Here is a 19,140-nt window from a genome sequence, read left to right on the forward strand (position 1 = left end):
GATGATGATATTTAAAGCAATCACCTAAAAAAACCAATGCTTTCAAGTACAATAGACAACATTATGGTGGATAATATGGTTAAAGAAGCGCCCCTGATAATATCAAATATATTTAAAACATCCATCCAAGGAACAATGCCTGCAACCAATACTGTCAATGCCCCTATTGTAGTAGGTATAGTTTCATTAATCCCAAATGGTCTCCATAACATGAGAATAATAGTTAAAGTAAAAATTATTTGACATCAAGACAATTTGTGAACTAAGCATTTACCTCCGCCGCCTTGTTTTTGGATGGTGTAATTTTTACGGTATCAGGAGTGGTTTGATTTTGAGGTTTTACAAAAAAGGTATAGGAGACTCCCCCAAGTACAGAAAAAAACAAAATCATCATTCCATGTCCTCCTTTCAATTAGCCTTGAATTGTATTTTAAGGCTTTAACCGTTTTGCCTTCACTTTCCCCTGCATTCTTTCAGCAAATTTCATCAATGAATAATATTCTGTTTTTTGAATTTCGTTTTCTGCATACATTTTTTCAGTGGACTTCATTAATTCGTAACATTTCTTATCTATCAGTTTCCTTTTTTCTTTTAAATCATTTTTCTTTGCGGATTGTTCGTTCATTTCTTGAGGGCTTGAGTTCCTGAATTCTTCAGTCAAGTTTTCTTGGATTGACTCTTGAATATCTTTTTTATTAGTTACTGAAGTGTTTTCCTTCTTACTTTCTTTTTTCTTTTTTTTCCGGGATTTTTGTTTCTTATATTTATCCGTACTTTTCTTTACATTGGATTGATCTTTTTTCACTTCATTTACTGTAGAATGAACAGTCGGTTCTTCTTTCACGTCAGATAAAACTTCCGGATGTGCACTTATTTCAGGATTAGTTTCTGAAGGTATTTCCTTCTTATTTTCTTTTTTCTTGTTTTCAGGGGATTTTTGTTTCTTATATTTATCCGTACTTTTCTTTACCATGAATTGATCTTTGTTCACTTCATTTACTGTAGATTGAACAGTCGGTTCTTCTTTCACGTCGGATAAAACTTCCGGATGTGCACTTATTTCAGGATTAGTTTCTGAAGGTATTTCCTTCTTATTTTCTTTTTTCTTGTTTTCAGGGGATTTTTGTTGCTTATATTTATCCGTACTTTTCTTTACCATGAATTGATCTTTGTTCACTTCATTTACTGTAGATTGAACAGTCGCTTCTTCTTTCACGTCGGATAAAACTTCCGGATGTGCACTTATTTCAGGATTAGTTTCTGAAGGTATTTCCTTCTTACTTTCTTTTTTCTTGTTTTCAGGGGATTTTTGTATCTTATATTTATCCGTACTTTTCTTTACTATGAATTGATCTTTGTTCACTTCATTTACTGTAGATTGAACAGTTGCTTCTTCTTTCATGTCAGATAAAACTTCCAGATGTGCACTTATTTCAGGATTAGTTTCTGAAGGTATTTCCTTCTTACTTTCTTTATTCTTGTTTTCAGGGGATTTTTGTATCTTATATTTATCCGTACTTTTCTTTACCATGAATTGAACTTTGTTCACTTCATTTACTGTAGATTGAACAGTCGGTTCTTCTTTCACGTCGGATAAAACTTCCGGATGTGCACTTATTTCAGGATTAGTTTCTGAAGGTATTTCCTTCTTACTTTCTTTATTCTTGTTTTCAGGGGATTTTTGTATCTTATATTTATCCGTACTTTTCTTTACCATGAATTGAACTTTGTTCACTTCATTTACTGTAGATTGAACAGTCGGTTCTTCTTTCACGTCGGATAAAACTTCCGGATGCGCAGAAGCTGGTTCTTCTTTTCCAATAGTTAAAATGTCCTGTTCTTGCTTCTGTTCAACCGGCTCTTCCTCTCCTATGGAATTAACTTCAGTGTCTTCCTTCAACACGGAATCACTTTCCTTAACTTGATCTGCCTCTGACTGTTTATTTTCGCCCTTATTTTCCTGTTGTTTGTTCTCTGAAGATTCCTGATTATCTATCCCTTTGAAAATATAGAGTATATTTGATAATTGGACATAAATTTGTTTATCCTTATTTATTAAAACGATATAATTATTAGTTATGGTACCTAAAAATCCGTCAAAGGATAGATTGTTCTCTCTGTTTACTGTCACCCAATGATCTTTGAGTTCATTTATTAATTCTGTAAAACTTTGTTTCTGTGTTGGTTCGTGGTCAAGTATTTGAGCCTGGAATTCTTTGGTGTTTTTTGATAAGGCATAAACCTGATTTAAGTTAAAATAACATTGTTTATCTGGATTCATTTGAATGACAATAAAGTCGCTTTTCACATCAAGTACCACCCCATCATGAACGTTTTTATCATCGGAAATAATACTAATATTAAAACCTATCAGTGAATTAAGTGCCTCTTGAAAATTTTGTTTTTTCATCTGATGAGTCCCCCTTATTAATTGGATGGCCGCTTCTGCCCAGAAGCGACACATCATTTATGGGATATACTATTTTTCTTTTTCTCCTGCTTTATTATCTTTACTTTTTTCCGCTTTTCCACCGTCTTTATTATTTTCTGATTTTTCATCTTCTTTTTGTTTCTCTACTCTTGCCCCGTAACTGATGCTGCGGATATGGAACATTGCCAGGCGAATAACTTCTTCGTTTAGTACTAACGTTACGAATTCATATTCATCATTAGTATCATGAAGTACGCCTTCAATCTTCTCGGGACCGCCTCGGTTAATATTTACCCATTGATTTGTGAGGTTACCTAGTAAGCCTTTAAAAGTTGCAGCTGTTTTAAAAGTAAAATCTTCGGGGATTTCCAGTTGAAATTGGAGCCCCTTCTTTACATTCTCGGTAATACTTTTGATATGGTCGATTTTATAATATATAACACCTTCTTGCTCAGTTAAAATCGCTAAGTGATCATCGTATACGCCTAATAATAATCCTGTCCGAGATTCTGGCCCTCCTCTATCTACCTTTAGAACTTTCCCAACCAAATTAGTTAACCATTCCTTATTCATAATGTTGCCCCTTCCTATATAATCATTTACCCTGTATGTATATGTGTCATGGAATGACATTGTGTCGTGGTAAATGTCCATCTTCTATCAATAAGATTGAAATTCATCAAAAATGTGTATATGCACTAACCTTTAGAATTTCCTGAAGTTAAATGACTGAAATTCCTGATTTATTCGAAGCAGAGAACGCCTTTTAAGATAGCTGAAGGATATTGAATAGCCAGGGGTAAAGAGATGGCGCTAAATCCATGTGAGAAATTCGCTCAGCATCTAACAGATGAATTGGTGTAATGGATAGTCCAACTTTAATGAACTTACTGAAGAGTGGATCGCCGTTTAGCGGATTATTAAAACGAATGTACCCAGAAAGTTACAAAAAAAAAGACCCCGGCGCATTACCGGAGTCATTTTAAGCAGCAAAACTAAAAAGTGTTTTTTTATGGTCTCTAAAAAACCTGGTGGTTGGTCACCATTTTTCTATTTCGTTTTTATACAACTTGTGTAAGTTTAGATTTTTGAGGCAATTCATAACTGCTTTTCCCCGTTCCTCCTTAATTAACGAAGGAATAGTAAACAAATGCGCATGTCTGAAGTTAGAGCTTGATGTTGGACAGAAATACTCGGAATAATTCTTGGAAGCTTGAAATGTGATGCTAAATGAAATCCCCATAAGCCGAAAGAGGGGACAATAACATTGTATTCAAGTGTATTAAGACCGGCCATATTAATTGTTTTACCAATACTCCAAAATACTGTTAGTGTATCTTCTGGTGAATTAGACTGACAAACTAACACACCTTGTTTCGATAATATTTTTGCTGTTTGACTGAACAATTCAATTGTATATAATGAGCTAATGACTGGGTCAACGGGATCTGGAAAATCAATAATTATTACTTTGTAGGGCTGCAATTCTCTTAAAATAAATTTCTTTGCATCTTCAGAATGAATATTTACCCTTTCGTCCAGTAAAGAACAATTATTTTGAGTAATTAATTTTGGATTTGTCTTTGCAAGTCCAATCACCAGAGGATCAATATCAACAAGATCGACATGTTTTAGTTTGGGATATTTAAGAACTTCCCGTAAAGCAAGTCCATCTCCCCCTCCTAATATGAGAACCCGTTCATGGTCAGAAGTATTACTTATTAAATAAATTTATTTTAGAAAAGTATATATTTTTCCCTAAGAGCGAATACCCGCTGTATAAAAACAAAATTGAATTGGACCAAAAGACAGGAGAGAATCCTACTATAGAACCCAGCGGACTAAAAATTGTTAAGGAAGTAAAGTTCAAATTATAAAGTCTGCAAGAAAATATTACTGGCTGACCATTTAGTTTAAGTACAATATTTCAGACTATAATTTCTTAACTTCATATTACATCCAATTATTATCGTTTTTATATTTATATCTTCTTGGTAAAAAACATTTGTCATGGATATGCTGAAAGCCCAACTTTCTGGTTTGGTCGGCGGAGACCCCAATTGATGCTACATATTTTCTGAGATCTTTCGTTTCATTAATACCTCATTTCCGTTCATATCTCCCCAATCTCACATTAGGTTAATAATTGGTTTTAATGTTTCCCCAAAGGGAGTAAGAGATTATTCAACTTTTGGAGGAATCTCTCGATAAATTTCACGATGTACAATACCATCCTGTTCCAATTCCCGAAGTTGTAACGTTATCATGCGTTTTGTGGTATAGGGCATAAGTCTCCCTAACTCGTTAAAACGTTTAGGGCCGGATATTAAGTTATATAATATGATCCCTTTCCATTTGCCTCCTATCACATCTACAGTAACTGCAACAGGACAAGCAGTGGTATCAGGGCACTTTTCCGTTTTAAAGTCCTTCATATTGACACCCCAATCTTTTTTAGTATCAAATTGTATACTATATAACAAATTTTATCCTATTCAACAAAAATGTACGTACTTTTAATTTTATATTATATAAAGTATCATTGGTTTTGCAAGAGAAGACTAAATATTCGTTCTTTTAACTATTAATCATTAAAGATGTATCTAAAAAGGTCTGATGGTAATGTCCCCGGGTGTATTCATCCTTAACATGAATCGGTGATGAGACATATACCAAAAAAATAAATAGGAGTGACTAAAGTGAAAGCACAAATTATTCAATCTTTTGGTGAACCCTCCGTATTTCAATTTAAAGAGATTTCAAAACCTGAACTAAAACCTGGACATGTACTTCTTCAAGTCAAGGCTACAAGTGTAAATCCTATTGATACGAAAGTCCGTGCTGGTGCAGTTCCAGCCGTTTCCCCCGAGTTTCCGGCAGTGTTACATGGAGATGTTGCAGGTTTGGTATTTGCAGTCGGTGAAGGAGTAACTGAGTTTAAAGTTGGCGATGAAGTGTTTGGATGCGCGGGTGGTTTTAGGGGTACTGGCGGTGCACTTGCAGAATTTATGCTAGCAGATGTCGATTTACTTGCTCACAAACCGAAAAATTTGACGATGGAAGAAGCCGCAGCTTTACCATTGGTTGCCATTACCGCATGGGAAGCATTATTCAATCGGGCAAATCTTGTCCCTGGACAGGATATACTGATCCATGCAGCGACCGGCGGTGTAGGACACATTGCCATTCAACTGGCGAAATGGGGAGGCGCGACAGTCTATACAACCGCCTCTTCGCAAGAGAAGCTGGAGATTGGCACGCGCCTTGGTGCAGATGTAACTATTAATTATCGAGAAGAAAGCGTTCACGACTATGTACAGAAATATACAGACGGAAAAGGATTTGACGTTGTGTTTGACACGGTAGGAGGAGAAAACCTTGATCGCTCCTTTGAGGCGGCCGCTGTACATGGAACGGTAGCAGCCATTGCTACCCGTTCGACCCATGACCTCTCGCCAGTGCATTCAAAGGGACTATCTCTGCATGTTACCTTTATGTTGTTGAAGATATTAAACAAGGACATGCATAAGCATTATGGAGAAATTTTGAAAAAGGTTGCTCGGTTGGTTGAGGAAGAGCAGCTGCATCCGCTTGTGGATCCAAACATTTTTACGTTTGATGAGGTTTCAAAAGCCCATGAGTACATGGAGTCTGGAAAGGCGATAGGAAAAATAGTTTTGAAAAATAGTTGGTAATATTATATAAACATTTGAAATGCCTCAAAAACTTTATGTTCATTTTAAAATAGACGGTACGGCGAGAATTTCTATAAGATTCTCACTGTACCGTCTTCTTTTATTTTTAATTATTGTAGAGCATATTCAACATAAGGTTTGTGTCCACTCTAAAGGACCTTCGTCCAATACGCTCCGAAGAACCTCCTGCACATGATTGACACATCATTCGTTTATTGTTTTTCAAACATTTTATTTTTTAAAAAATCCATAAAAACAGATTTAGTTTTACCTTTTAAATAGATAAAGTCAATACTAATATTCGTTTTCACAGGAGGAGTCATTTCTACTCTAAATAACTCTTCATTTTCTATTTCCTTCCTTACACAATGCTCAGGTAAAAAGCTAATGCCTAGACCTTGTAATACTAAATTTTTAGCCGTTTCCATATTGTCAACTTCTACATATATATTCGGATTTACACCATTACTTTGAAATAGACGATGAATGATAAGCCAATCGATAGATCCATAATCAAAAAAGATTAGAGGCTGTTTACTTACATCCTCTACTGTTATTCTTTCTTCTTTTAAAAAAGGATGATTTGAAGGTACAACAAGGCTAATAGGATCATTATAAAGACGAATTGATTCTACTTGAGGGGGGGTTTCTGTTCGTATAATGCCAAAGTCAACCTCTTTATTAAGGACCTTGTGTAGAATATCCTTAGAATGTCCTGTTATAATTTTGATTCTAACATCCTTGAACTTAGATTTAAAAGCTGGCAAAATATCAGGGAGAATGTTGTTGGAAATGGACAAAGCACTCCCAAGTACTAGCTCAAAAGGTACAGTTACTTGTTGTAATCCGTACTTTGCTTCCTGATAAGATTGAAGAATTTTTTGTGCGTGTGGAAAGAAATATTCTCCCTTTTCAGTTAAAGAAATTTTGTTTCCATTTCGATGAAAAAGCTTTAAATTAATTTCACGTTCAAGGGATTGAATACGTGCTGTTACAGAAGGTTGAGTTAAATAAAGAGCCTCGGCTGCTTTATTGAAACTACCTAGTTGACAAACATAAATGAAGGCTTCAATATTTTCAATATTCATATTTACTGCTCCTTATTTTAGTTCACCATTACGTCTATCTAATTTACCCAATTGCTTTAGCTGATTCTGTCTCAGTAGCTGTTTTAATTGCCGATTTGGCTAAAATTTCTGTTGGGTCAATAATACTAATATTTTGGGATGATTTAAGTACAAGAGGGATTTCTGTACAACCTGCTATTATAGCTTCTGCCCCTCTTTTTATTAATTTATCAGCTACTCTTGAAAGGTAAAAACGCCCCTTCTCCAAATCACTCCCTTTAATAGCATATATTCCTTCCATCACTTCTTTTTGCATTTGCTTATCAGGCTCAATGGCATTAATATCGTAGGATTGACAACTTTGTTGATACAGTTTTGTATTTATTGTTCCATCAGTAGCCAACAAACCTACTCTCCTCATATTATTTACGTGTAAAAAGCGAGCTGTTTGTAAAGGCATATGTAGAATCGGGATACTAACGGATTCTTTTATTGATTTAAAGTAAAAGTGAGCAGTATTGCAAGCCATTACCAGAAAATCCGCACCAGCATTTTCTAGCCTTTGTGCCGATTGTACAATAAAAGGAGTAGGATCTGTACCCTTTCCCAAAATAGCTGTTGTTCGATCAGGTATTTGTGAATAATTGTCCGCGATAATATGGATATGATCCTGGTCTTTCTTTGCAGGTGTATAAGAAATAATTTTATTCATTAAATCAACAGTTGCTAATGGTCCCATTCCTCCAATAATCCCAACTACTTTTTGCATTTTCTTCACCACTTATATTTAAATTTTATAATATAGTTTTTTTAATACTTAACTTTATTATAATTTTTATACGAAGTGATGAATTATAGAAATAATCTATACACTAATAGAAACAATAAATTGAACTTTAATAATGATGAAGCTTCCATTGAACCATTTCCCCTCAAATTCTCGAAGGACTTCTTACTGACCATTAAGTAGCCCTCCTCAAGTCCATCCGAACTGTTCCCTGTACCTGAACTATCCTTCCCCTTTAGTTCCATAAGAAAAAGCTGCCTTAAAGGCAGCTCCGATTTTAAGCTAATGCAGCTGTTAGTGAAGGAAGACTTTATTTCTCAACTTTCACTAACGTTTTTTCCTGATCAATGTCTATACAATTCAAAAAAAGTCTTCAAGATGACTATTCAGACCCCATCATTAGTTTTAACTCATGACTTTCAACAATGGGGCGAGAATGTTCGGTCCTTGCCTTGCTACTTGTATCATTGCTTTTCCCAATTCTTCTGATGTAATGATGCTGCTTAACGTATCATCAAAATGTTGGTGGCACCTGCCGAATGCTTGACTGTTCGGTTTGAGCTTTCCATTCTCCCTGACGGAACTCTTTTTCCCACTTCGAAACCACAATACAAGCGAGAACATGTCCAGGAGTATTACAAGCAGTGCGTGCCATATCCAGCACACGGTCAATTCCTGCAATAATTGCGACGCCTTCTGCAGGAAGCCCAACTGCTGATGCGGTAGCTAAAAGGACAACTAGCGAACCGGATGGAACAGCAGCAATTCCTTTTGAGGTTGCAACGAGAACCCCCATTACAATCAACTGTTGGCCAAAATCCATCGGGATGCCATATGCTTGTGCCAAGAAAATAGAGCAAACAGAAAGGTACAATGTCGAACCATCACAATTCAGTGATAGCCCAGAAGGAATAACGAATGAAACAACGCGTTTCGAACAACCGTATGCCTCCATTCGATCCATTAACTGAGGCAGAATGGTTTCCGTACTTGTTGTAGAAAAAGCGATAAGGAACAAATCCCATACCATTCGAAACACTTTAAAGTAAGAAATTTTCAAGAACCAACCAATTATTGGGAATAGAACGAAAATAACAATAGCAAGCCCAAGATACACAACCCCAATCAACTTTGCCATAGGGATTAAGAGGGCAATGCCATACTGACCTACAGAGGCTGCCATGAGAGCGAGTACACCAATCGGTGCGGTTACCATGACCATTTGTGTCAGTTTAAACATGATATTTGCAACTGATTCCATAAACTTCATTGCCGGCTCTGACTTTTTGCCAATTGCTCCAGCAGCTGCACCAAATAAAATAGCGAAGAATATAACAGCTAATAAATCACTTTTTGCCATCGCATCAACAATGTTGCTTGGAATGATGTTAACAAGCATCGTTTTAAAATCGACAACTTTGGTAACGCTTTCATTTAATTGTGTGATATCCTTTTGAGCAAGGTGGGACAAATTGAGCCCGGCACCAGGCTTTAAAGTGTTAACTAGTATAAGACCTAAACCTAAAATCAGAGTGGTAATAAATTCAAACCAAATAATTGTTTTAAGTCCTAATGAACCCATTTTTTTCATGTTTCCGTCACCTGATGACCCAATGACAATAGTGGTGAAAACAATAGGCACAACAATCATTTTAATAAGATGAATAAAAGCGTCGCCAATTGGTCTTAAGGATTGGCCAAGTACAGGAAAAAAATGTCCGATAAGTGCTCCAATAAACAGTGCTATTAATACTTGAAAAGCAAAAAACTTTTTCATATGTTGTCCTCCCTGACCGAAAGATTAATAGCCTCATCACACAATATGTCAATAAATAGATCATTCCATTCTCATTTGACTATTGAATGAGAAAAAAGAAATGGCTTTTAAAAATTGATTCTACATTTCCATAGACAACCTCCCATTTAAAAATATTTGTAATTATACCAAAAACTGTATCACTTTTTCGCAATTCAGTAAAATACTGAATTACTATAAAGTTATAAGAATAAATTATTAATCCCGTTTACATCTTTTATTGTTCCTTAATCAGCTGACGCACCTGTTAGTTTAGGTGATCCACAATGGTACATTTCTATTGCAGAATGAGAACAATATCTTAAACATGTATAACCCTGTCCTAAAATTAGGACAGGGTTAACATAAAACTGTTTAATTGTTGATAAAAACACTTCACCCAACTTAAAACAAACAAATAGAACTAGGTTACATCTATTTCTACATAAAGTTACTGCTGCAATATCTGAATAAGGTTGCCGCATGTGTCGTCGAAGACAGCTATTGTGACTTCGCCCATTTTTGTCGGTTCCATAGTAAACTTCACGCCGTTTTCCAATAATCGTTTGTACTCTTTATGAATATCTGCAACGCCAAACATTGTTGCCGGGATGCCCTCGGCAAATATCTTCTTTTGATACTCCTGTGCGGCAGGATGCTCATTCGGTTCGAGTAAAAGCTCGGTACCGTCGTGAGCTTCGGGAGAAACAAGCGTGATCCACCTGAATTTCCCCATGGGAACGTCATGCTTTTTTACAAATCCCAGCTTTTCTGAATAAAATTCCAGTGCCTTGTCTTGGTCTTGTACGAATATGCTGGTAACAATGATTTTCATAATGTTTTGCCTCCTTTGATATTTGTGACGCATGGTCCTGTGCTAACAATCTGGCTGCAAGAAAACGGACCCACACATTTGTCAGAAGTCTTGTTCCGATTTTATAAAATTACTCTATCCATCCTTTTAGCAAATTTTTAAGTGGTTCGTTGTTGAATATAACTACTCGATACTTTCCCTTTCGTTTTGATTTTACGAGCCCTGCATCTTCCAATACAGAAAGATGTTTAGCTATCGCTTGTCGCGAAATGGAAATGTCGTGCTTCATAATGAGACGTACCGTAAGTTCATACAACGTCAGCTCGTTGCGTTCGGACAGTTCGTCTAATATAAGCCGCCGAGTCGAGTCTCCAAGTGCTTTGAATATAGCGTCTTTGTCCCAATTCATATATCGAGTATAAGCAACTCTACGGTTGCTTGTCAATAACAAGCAACTGTAGAGTTGCATGACAAAGAACCGTATCATGCTTTCTTAACAAGTTAAAGTCACATAATTGTAGTTTGAACCATTATAGAAATATAATTTCAAAAAAAGTGCATTAATCCTAATTTGTTCATCACATTAGTAACATTTTAAGCACCTGCCCCGTTCCATAAGAAAAAGGCTGCCGCGGCAACCCTTGTTATTGAAGTAAAGCACCTGTTAGTTAATAATCCGGTTTAAATTTGAAAGGATTGCATCAAACATGCTTCATCATCTATAATTTTCTTTTTTTCTTCAAAATCTATATTTAGCGTATTAAGAATCTTCCTCCAAAATATAACGGCAGGAATATTCTTGGCTAATTCAACAACAAAGTAGCAACCCTTTTTTTGTTTAAACAATTCCTTTAATAATGCAATGGAAATACCCTTTCTTCTATATTTTTTCAAAATAAAAATATCATTAATGCTGTAATCATATTCCTTATTTAAAAACGGCCTTTCCAAGAGTAATAAAAACCCTACAATTATCTTATCTTTTTTCAAAAAATATGGTGTTAACCCTTCCCTCTTCCAAATTAATTCAAATGAATCAAATTCAAATGAACCATCTGATGATATGTTTAAACCCTCGGTATACTCCGAAAGGTCATGTAAATAAAGGGAATATAAATTCTTAAGAATATGCCTTTCATCTGTGGAAATTTGATTTAAGGAAACAGTCATTATCATACCTCTTTTACAATTAATCAAATCTCTTTATTATTTCGACATAAACTTTCATTTGCCCTTCATGAACTAAACTGACCCGATAGTTCCATAAGAAAAAGGTTGCTGCAGCAACCTTCATTTTACTTCTCCCAAAGCTCTATCCGTCTTCCCTCTGGATCTTCAATCCATATAAACTTTCCAAATTCATTAATCGCCTTTTCCATAACAAGGGGTACACCCATTTTTTCTAGATGTTTGATACTGTCATCCAAATTTTCAACTTGAAAGTTTAACATCACTTGTTGTTCTGTTGGAAAATAGCGGTCATTTTCAGAAAAGAAGGAAAAGATAGTTTCATTGCCTGATTGTGGTGTAATAATGGTACCATTCCAATTATCAATTTCCATTTTCAGGACTTTACTATACCATTTTTTTATATCCTCTATATTTTTAGTCCTCCAAAAGATTCCTCCAAAACCCTTTATTATCATAAGAATCCCCTTCCTCTCCCATTAGTTATTAATTTAAATTCTAGTTTTGAAAGCGAATTCCTTCTTTCACTAACCTGCACAGTTAGTGCCATAAGAAAAAGCTGCCTTAAAGACAGCTCCGATCTTCAGCAAACGCACCCGTTAGTTCAATAACAAAGTATCAAACTATATTTCATGTCACACAAATAACATTTACTGTATCTTGTATTATTGTGGCTCGTACCCTTTGTAGCGTTGGTGAACGTGCTAGTTATGTCATTAAGCTTCCCTTCTTTTCTGGAAAAAAGGGCAGTTGTAAAATTCAATGATAGTAAATTATACAAAAATATTTAAATATAATTTATTTTCGAAACTTTTCAAATAAAATGCTACCCATTGAGAATGAGTAGCAAATAATACAAGTTATTTGAAAATAATTTGTAGTTTTCCATATACTTTGCCAGAGGAATATCCATCTTTCACATCAACATAAAATTTACCAATTTTCATATCTGTGAATAATGTATTTCCACCTGCTAGGCTATGATAGCCTGTGCACATTCCAGTACTAGCATTGCAGAGACGAGCCCATAAGTTACTATAATTAGTCAATAACTTACTTCCAGAAGACGTCTTTAAATAGATTGGGGAAACTAGTTCTACCTCTAAGTCACTGCCTTTGTTAGGGTTTCCAATTTCACCATCCCATTTTCCATCTTCTGTTTGAAAAGAATACTGAGGAACACTTGCTTGAGCAGAAGAAGTACTTAATACCATTCCACCTACCAGAACTAACACAAAGGTACTTAAGATTGAAAATAAGCTTTTTATGTTATTTCCTCCTCCAATCTTTATCCCTTTCATAATATCAGAATAAACTAATTATTAAAATAGTTAAAAATAACCAAAGCTTCTTATGTTCAAACATCTTTTGGTTACGACATCTTCATCAATCTTACTTAAATAAAGTTCATGAACCGCAAACATCAGTAATTTCGGTTTTTTCTTATATAAGCTAAAAGGCGGTACCTACAAAACTTATCTTATGAACAGAAAAAAGTAGAAGTCAAAGTTATTAACATGATGTATTAGGTTGGAGGTTACTTCTTATTGTTTAACGAAAAGTTTTTAACCTTTCCATTCCACTTCACTTCTATATCGATAACATCAGTTTTTGACGTAGAAAATTCACCTTTTTCATTATTATGTGTTTTGTATTCACCAGTACTATTCAATTCAATATCGCCCATACCCCAAGCATAATTAGGAGCATTAATCTTATATTCAAGGTTTTCAACAGCTTTATAATCTTTTCCTTTGAACTGTAATGCAAACTTTTTAGTTTCTTTATCGTTATCAGTTTTTACTACATTTAATTGAACTGTTACTATTATATTGTCGCTCGTTTTATAGTTTAGATAAGTTACAAAACTGACGAATGATTTTCCGGAGTCCTTGGCATAGTAAACTTTTCATTCCTTCATAAAACTAGTAATTTGACGATACAGCTTCTCGGGATGGGTGAGATTGACCATATGGTCAGCACCTGGAACTTCTATGATTCGAGCGTCTGAGTGCTTTCGAAAGTAATTGGCAACACGAAGGTTATCGGGTGAATCCTCCTTACCGATTATCAATAATGTTTTGGCCGTCAATTCTCCTAATCTTTCGATGGCCGGTGGTTGCGGCCAAATCAATTTAACAGCCGGCCAATCAAACATTCGCTTCATATGGTGCCTGAGCATTTGAACCATCAAATTCCGGTGAGGACTCACCGTTACAACACGATACGATGGATCACTGAGCAAAAGCTCAACCATCTTATCGATATCGGGAGCGGCTTCATGAATCTTCTTCATATTCTTTTCAAATTCCTTTGAATAGCTAAACCCAGATAATCCAGGCGCAAGCAAAACAAGTTTTGAAACCATTTCAGGATAATTCAGAGCGAATTCAGTGGCAATTTGGCCACCCATTGAGTGACCGATGAGTGTCGCCTGATTGATTTCTAGATGATCAAGTAGCGACAGCAAATCTTCAACAGGGTTGACATCTTCTAAAGGGGACGATGATTTCCCGGTCCCACGTCCGTCAAAAGCAACGACCTTGTAGTGTTTCGATAAAAGAGATGCGACAAATGTCCAGTTCCGTACATCAGCACCACCAGTAAGAAGAACCACAGGATGACCATTACCATTAACTTCGTAATACAAATCCATTGAAATCCCTCCATTCATTACAAAATCTTATAATTTAATAATTAAAAACTATGTTATCTTTCTTAAATAATCCTGCTTTTTTTCTGGCTTGACTTACAATTCAAGAAGCACCTTTTAATTTCCTTCCTTATTCTAGAATATGGCCAGATTGTTGAACACAAGTTAAAAACCTCTCTTCAACTAAACTGCCCCTTCGTCCCATAAGAAAAAGCTGCCTTAAAGACAGCTCCGATCTTCAGCTAACGCACCCGTTTGTTTAAGTACATTTCTTCACAATCTTGCCGGCAATTATGGTGTCTTATAACAAAAGCTACCAATATGTCGGCATCCTTGCTTTTAGCAACTCCTGTATTTTCCTATTCCACACAGTATGGTGAACCCAATAGAATCAAAGAACAGCTAAACCTTGCGAACCAAAGTAAGGAATGTTAGTCCAGGCAGCAACCTGCAATCTTACTAGACTACCATCATCTTGAATATTAAATACTGAAACGGTTCCCTGATTTCCGTTAAGGGTGTAAAAATGCCGTCCATCTCTGCTCACTCTAACATCCATCGGAAGACCCGGTGCTGTACCTGGCGGTGTACTGGTAATATGCTTTACCACTGACAGTGCTCCATTGGGATCAATTTGGTATGTCGAGATGGTGCCGCTTAAAGTGTTGGTAATGTATGCAAAACGTTCATCTCTCGTTGTTACAACCCAACAAGCAGTCATATAACCGCTTGGTACAGAACCGCTGAGCACCTGAAGGATACCGTCATTGCTCAATGAATAAGATGACAACGCATTTGAAACAGCTTCTGTAACTAAGAGGATTCCGGACGATAGAAAATATGCACCCAATGGCCCTTGACCATAAGAATCATTAACGATCGGCCCTGTAAGCGTACCCTTTTGATTCACATGAAATACACTTAGATGGTTTGAAGTAAGCTCGGATACAAGGATTTTGCTACCGTCAGGAGTGAAGAGAACCTGAGCAGGCTGAGCATTGACGGTACTGAGAGAATAGATGGATTCGGGAATAGGAGTAAGCCGTCCGTTTTCATCTATGCGAAAACCAGTGATATTGGAAGCAAAATCGTTAGCGGCATTCCCTACATTGGAAACATAGACAATATTACCAAACACATCTACGCTGTTGGGCTGAGCACCTCCTGATGGCCTCACATCCATGAAAACAAGTGCTCCGGAGTCGGTTATGATGAAACTACTTATACTATTGTCACCGGCGTTAACAGCAAGTAGGAAACGCCGATCACGAGACAAAGTAAGGGCGCCTTGTGACGCAAGAGGGTCGATGCCATCGTTTGCAGTTGCAGTGGAGACTTCCTTTGAACCAGTACCTCTACCATGAGTTGGGTAGGCACCCACAAATGTGAGCATTCCATTCATGTCCCTGTAAAAGGCAATGATTTGATTCATTACTTCATTATTTGTCATCATGTACACCATACTCACACGCTCACGAAAATAATTGTTGATAATCTGCATTTTATGACTCTCCTCCTTTGCATAATTTAATATGATTCTTTTACCCTTTAAATTCCACAAATCGATGTAAATTGTTTTACAAACAGAGGTGGACTATCATCCCAATTATCCCACTATCCTGACCCTTTAGTTGCATAAAGTAAAAGCTGCCTTAAAGACAGCTCCGATCTTAAGCTAACGCACCTTTTTGTTTAAGCACAAACCTTCACAATCTCCACTGAGTAATCCCTATTTGAACATAAAACAAAAAAAGACACTAAATATTTTTCTCACTATTTCTTTCGGACTGTAACATGATTTCTTTCATTTTTACATTAAATGCGCAAATCGATGTCAAATGTATAATAAATCGAAACCTATTCATTCAACTCAACTAGTAGAAAATAATCGAGGTTATAGCATACCCTGGTATACCCATACCAGGGAAACCACCCATACCCATTCCAGGGAAGGCTATAATACGTTGAGAATCTAATGTCATGTTTTCACCTACTTTTTATAAATACTTCATAGTCTTTTACATGCTTTGCTTAAAGAAAATAAGGGAGCTTATTTTCTTTAAGCTTGGCAGACTAACTACCGATTTTTTATCCTGGTTAGAGTATAAAAGACAAAATATTTAAAATATTCAATGAAATAAGCAAAATGAATGTTTGATTTTATAAATTTTCGTTCATTAAAAAGATTTCCAAGACGGGGTCTTCTTCTTGAATCAACGCCACTGGTAAGCTTAATAAGCTAGATAAAAAAATTAAAGCAAAAACGCTACCCAAAAGTTTTCTTTTGGACAGCATCATCTAGATATAATTCGTTAATTTTAATGTTAACTGACTTTCTCAATACCCATACCTATGCCGGGGAAACCAAATCCTCAAAATCCCATGCCAGGGCCAAATCCCATGCCGGGGCCGAATCCCATGCCAGGGCCAAATCCCATGCCGGGGCCGAATCCCATGCCGGGGCCGAATCCCATGCCAGGGCCAAATCCCATGCCGGGGCCAAATCCCATGCCGGGGCCAAATCCCATGCCGGGGCCGAATCCCATGCCGGGGCCGAATCCCATGCCAGGGCCAAATCCCATGCCAGGGCCAAATCCCATGCCGGGGCCAAATCCCATGCCGGGGCCGAATCCCATGCCGGGGCCGAATCCCATGCCCATGCCAGGGCCGAATCCTCCAAATATAATTCTTTCATCATTTTCTATTGGTTGAGGTTGATTCCATTGGTATTGTAATTCTGTGTACAACATAATCCCTCCTCTATTTTTTAAACACAATAATAAATAATATGTTAGACTTCGTGTGAATTCTTGGGTATTTAACTAGATCCGGATATAGACTCCGCAACGGCAATAAAAACACGCTGAAACAGCCTTGATAATGCCGGATCAACTTCTCACCTGCCATGTTAGTGGAACAAGGGCGTTTTTGAGGATATTATTGAAAGTATGATTTTAGATAATCATACTTTCAAAAGGCCGCCACTGCGATCTTCAGCTAACGCACCTGTTAGCTCAATAAGAGGTACCTCCAACATTTTATCCTATGAACAGAGATGGAGACTATTGTGTCATTTTCCTAATTAGAGCATAAAGTGATATTACCCATTTAATTAATTTCCTCCTTAAAAACAAAAAGGAGATGTTTCTATATGTCACGTTGTGAATCAAGTTGTGATGACGGTTTTGGATTTGGTGGAGGTTTCGCCTTTATAGTCGTCTTGTTTATACTCTTAATCATTGTTGGAGCTAGCTTTGTTGGTGGCTGCGACGGCTACGGCGGCGGTTACGGCGGCGGTTACGGCGGCGGTTACAGCGGCGGTTACAGCGGCGGTTACGGATATGGAGCCTGTTGTTAAAAATAGTATAAAAAAAGCCGACCTTTATTGGTCGGCTTCTTCAAATTTGATTCCTATTTCTGGGGAATGATAGCTATTTTGAGGACTCTAATTATGGTCCAGACAACAAAACGCGAAAAAATATGATAATACATTTTATGAAAAATAAAACCCCGAATTTCCTACGCTTAGGATCCTCAAGTATCTCATATCTTAATGAACTAACGCACCCGTTTGTTTAAGTGATTTCATTCACAATATTTCAGTGAAAAATTGAAAATTCTTATATATAACTACTTCAAAATAAATGCGATAATCCCTATAATAATACATAGAATTCCACTCAAAAATTGCCCTAATCCTGAAGCTTCTCCCATTAGCAGTAAATTGAATATGTTTTTACTCTTTTGGTTTTTTCCAAATAAGCCATCATCTGTTTTCATACGATAAATACCCCAAACTATTAAAACAGCCCCAAAAATAAATAATACAATAAGCATTTATGTTCCTCCGTTGTTTGTTTAATATGTGCATCTTGGTGAAATGTATTATTTGTCATCCTCATCAAAAATAAAAGTTTCTTCAATTGATAAATTAAAAACTGATGCTATTTTATACGCAAGTAGCACAGATGGATTATACTTTTGTTTTTCTAATGAGATGATTGTTCTAGAAGATACACTTACTTTATCAGCTAATTGTTGTTGCGTTATTCCATTTTCTATTCGCAATTCTTTTACTCTATTTTTCATAAATCCTCCGAATTAAAGGACAAGATTGTAATACTTTCTAGACCCAATTTGACTAATCATTAATGATACTAAGACAACAAATAATGCAGTATTTGTTGGGATAACGACAAAATTAGTTATAAACATAAGAATAAAAATTTCGCACATAAGAATATGCAAGGAAAAGCGAGCAACTTTCCCATCAATTAAAGCATCTCTTTCGTCGTACTCCTTCGATAATTCCTTTTCTAGTGATTTATTCTTACGGGATGTAATGTAAGAAATTGTTGAGTACAACAAAATTATTCCACCTAGGAATACTATAATATAACCAAAATTTGATCTTAGTGATGTATCGAGAATTATTTGAATGATTCCCAATATAATTATCACAGTTGAGACTAAAAAACGCTGTATGAATAGATTTTTCAATCATACCTCTCCTAACCAACTTATTCACCTGGAGTGAAGTTTTTTTAACATGAAGTTAACTTCATGTGAAGTTGATTTCATGTTAATCTTTTTCAAAACAAATGTCAATGGAAGTAGCAAAATATTTCATCATTTGAACAATTTTAGTTTTAATAGTGTCCAACTCCTCAGTATGATAGCTATATCTCTCGAGTGCTCACTAACCTGCCC

The 19,140-nt window shown here is 36.2% G+C and carries 19 protein-coding genes and 2 pseudogenes; 2 read left to right on the plus strand and 19 right to left on the minus strand.

Going from position 1 to position 19,140, the window contains the following annotated elements; all coding sequences use genetic code 11:
- Positions 1-20: 20 nt before the first annotated feature.
- From AC3ISB_RS23770 to AC3ISB_RS23795, 6 genes and pseudogenes are all read right to left on the minus strand, one after another.
- Positions 21-212: an ArsB/NhaD family transporter gene (locus tag AC3ISB_RS23770; RefSeq protein ID WP_480340554.1), complete on the minus strand. Its 192-nt coding sequence runs from the start codon at positions 210-212 to the stop codon at positions 21-23.
- Positions 213-262: 50 nt separating this feature from the next.
- Positions 263-394: a hypothetical protein gene (locus AC3ISB_RS23775; RefSeq protein WP_260398203.1), complete on the minus strand. Its 132-nt coding sequence runs from the start codon at positions 392-394 to the stop codon at positions 263-265.
- A gap of 36 nt (positions 395-430) precedes the next feature.
- Positions 431-2,410, minus strand: coding sequence for a hypothetical protein (locus AC3ISB_RS23780; protein ID WP_489274653.1), 1,980 nt, complete (start codon positions 2,408-2,410; stop codon positions 431-433).
- 69 nt (positions 2,411-2,479) lie between these two features.
- The gene (locus AC3ISB_RS23785; protein ID WP_141993643.1) at positions 2,480-3,004 is read right to left on the minus strand and encodes a hypothetical protein; all 525 of its coding nucleotides are present in this window, start codon (positions 3,002-3,004) and stop codon (positions 2,480-2,482) included.
- 555 nt (positions 3,005-3,559) lie between these two features.
- Positions 3,560-4,162: a spermine/spermidine synthase domain-containing protein gene (locus tag AC3ISB_RS23790; RefSeq protein WP_141993642.1), complete on the minus strand. Its 603-nt coding sequence runs from the start codon at positions 4,160-4,162 to the stop codon at positions 3,560-3,562.
- Between the two features lie 398 nt (positions 4,163-4,560).
- Positions 4,561-4,866, minus strand: a pseudogene (locus tag AC3ISB_RS23795) (winged helix-turn-helix transcriptional regulator).
- A 264-nt stretch (positions 4,867-5,130) separates the two neighbouring features.
- On the opposite strand from AC3ISB_RS23795, the gene AC3ISB_RS23800 reads away from it, so the two are divergent.
- A complete protein-coding gene (locus AC3ISB_RS23800; RefSeq protein ID WP_480340666.1) occupies positions 5,131-6,126 on the plus strand; it encodes a zinc-dependent alcohol dehydrogenase family protein in 996 nt (331 codons plus the stop codon).
- 212 nt (positions 6,127-6,338) lie between these two features.
- Here AC3ISB_RS23800 and AC3ISB_RS23805 read toward each other — a convergent pair whose 3' ends face one another.
- The 11 genes from AC3ISB_RS23805 to AC3ISB_RS23855 form a co-directional block, all read right to left on the minus strand.
- Positions 6,339-7,214, minus strand: coding sequence for a LysR family transcriptional regulator (locus AC3ISB_RS23805; protein WP_489274656.1), 876 nt, complete (start codon positions 7,212-7,214; stop codon positions 6,339-6,341).
- Positions 7,215-7,257: 43 nt separating this feature from the next.
- The gene (cuyB, locus tag AC3ISB_RS23810; RefSeq protein ID WP_430100446.1) at positions 7,258-7,962 is read right to left on the minus strand and encodes a cysteate racemase; all 705 of its coding nucleotides are present in this window, start codon (positions 7,960-7,962) and stop codon (positions 7,258-7,260) included.
- A 532-nt stretch (positions 7,963-8,494) separates the two neighbouring features.
- Positions 8,495-9,757 (minus strand): dicarboxylate/amino acid:cation symporter, encoded by a 1,263-nt coding sequence (locus AC3ISB_RS23815; RefSeq protein ID WP_480340216.1) that lies wholly within the window; start codon positions 9,755-9,757, stop codon positions 8,495-8,497.
- Positions 9,758-10,226: 469 nt separating this feature from the next.
- Complete coding sequence (locus AC3ISB_RS23820; RefSeq protein WP_098373659.1) at positions 10,227-10,610, minus strand: VOC family protein; 384 nt, start codon at positions 10,608-10,610, stop codon at positions 10,227-10,229.
- 109 nt (positions 10,611-10,719) lie between these two features.
- Positions 10,720-10,998 (minus strand): ArsR/SmtB family transcription factor, encoded by a 279-nt coding sequence (locus AC3ISB_RS23825; protein WP_076370470.1) that lies wholly within the window; start codon positions 10,996-10,998, stop codon positions 10,720-10,722.
- Positions 10,999-11,270: 272 nt separating this feature from the next.
- The gene (locus AC3ISB_RS23830) at positions 11,271-11,759 is read right to left on the minus strand and encodes a GNAT family N-acetyltransferase (protein ID WP_489274658.1); all 489 of its coding nucleotides are present in this window, start codon (positions 11,757-11,759) and stop codon (positions 11,271-11,273) included.
- A 125-nt stretch (positions 11,760-11,884) separates the two neighbouring features.
- Positions 11,885-12,232 (minus strand): VOC family protein, encoded by a 348-nt coding sequence (locus AC3ISB_RS23835; RefSeq protein WP_144529894.1) that lies wholly within the window; start codon positions 12,230-12,232, stop codon positions 11,885-11,887.
- A 405-nt stretch (positions 12,233-12,637) separates the two neighbouring features.
- Positions 12,638-12,991 (minus strand): hypothetical protein, encoded by a 354-nt coding sequence (locus tag AC3ISB_RS23840; protein ID WP_480340217.1) that lies wholly within the window; start codon positions 12,989-12,991, stop codon positions 12,638-12,640.
- A 695-nt stretch (positions 12,992-13,686) separates the two neighbouring features.
- Positions 13,687-14,433 carry an alpha/beta fold hydrolase gene (locus AC3ISB_RS23845; protein ID WP_489274660.1) on the minus strand — a complete coding sequence of 249 codons (747 nt, stop codon included), beginning with the start codon at positions 14,431-14,433 and terminating at the stop codon, positions 13,687-13,689.
- 388 nt (positions 14,434-14,821) lie between these two features.
- Entirely contained in the window at positions 14,822-15,931 is a 1,110-nt protein-coding gene (locus AC3ISB_RS23850; protein WP_489274662.1) for a lactonase family protein, read from the minus strand.
- Between the two features lie 871 nt (positions 15,932-16,802).
- Positions 16,803-17,180: a hypothetical protein gene (locus AC3ISB_RS23855; RefSeq protein WP_489274664.1), complete on the minus strand. Its 378-nt coding sequence runs from the start codon at positions 17,178-17,180 to the stop codon at positions 16,803-16,805.
- Positions 17,181-17,581: 401 nt separating this feature from the next.
- Here AC3ISB_RS23855 and AC3ISB_RS23860 point away from each other — a divergent pair.
- Positions 17,582-17,695 (plus strand): annotated as a pseudogene (locus AC3ISB_RS23860) (YjcZ family sporulation protein); the annotation flags it as partial.
- A gap of 365 nt (positions 17,696-18,060) precedes the next feature.
- Here AC3ISB_RS23860 and AC3ISB_RS23865 read toward each other — a convergent pair.
- Both AC3ISB_RS23865 and AC3ISB_RS23870 read right to left on the minus strand, forming a co-directional pair.
- A complete protein-coding gene (locus AC3ISB_RS23865) occupies positions 18,061-18,267 on the minus strand; it encodes a hypothetical protein (RefSeq protein ID WP_098373591.1) in 207 nt (68 codons plus the stop codon).
- 48 nt (positions 18,268-18,315) lie between these two features.
- Complete coding sequence (locus AC3ISB_RS23870) at positions 18,316-18,519, minus strand: helix-turn-helix transcriptional regulator (protein WP_056522061.1); 204 nt, start codon at positions 18,517-18,519, stop codon at positions 18,316-18,318.
- Positions 18,520-19,140 lie beyond the last annotated feature (621 nt).

Source organism: Peribacillus sp. GL_122 (assembly GCF_057835005.1).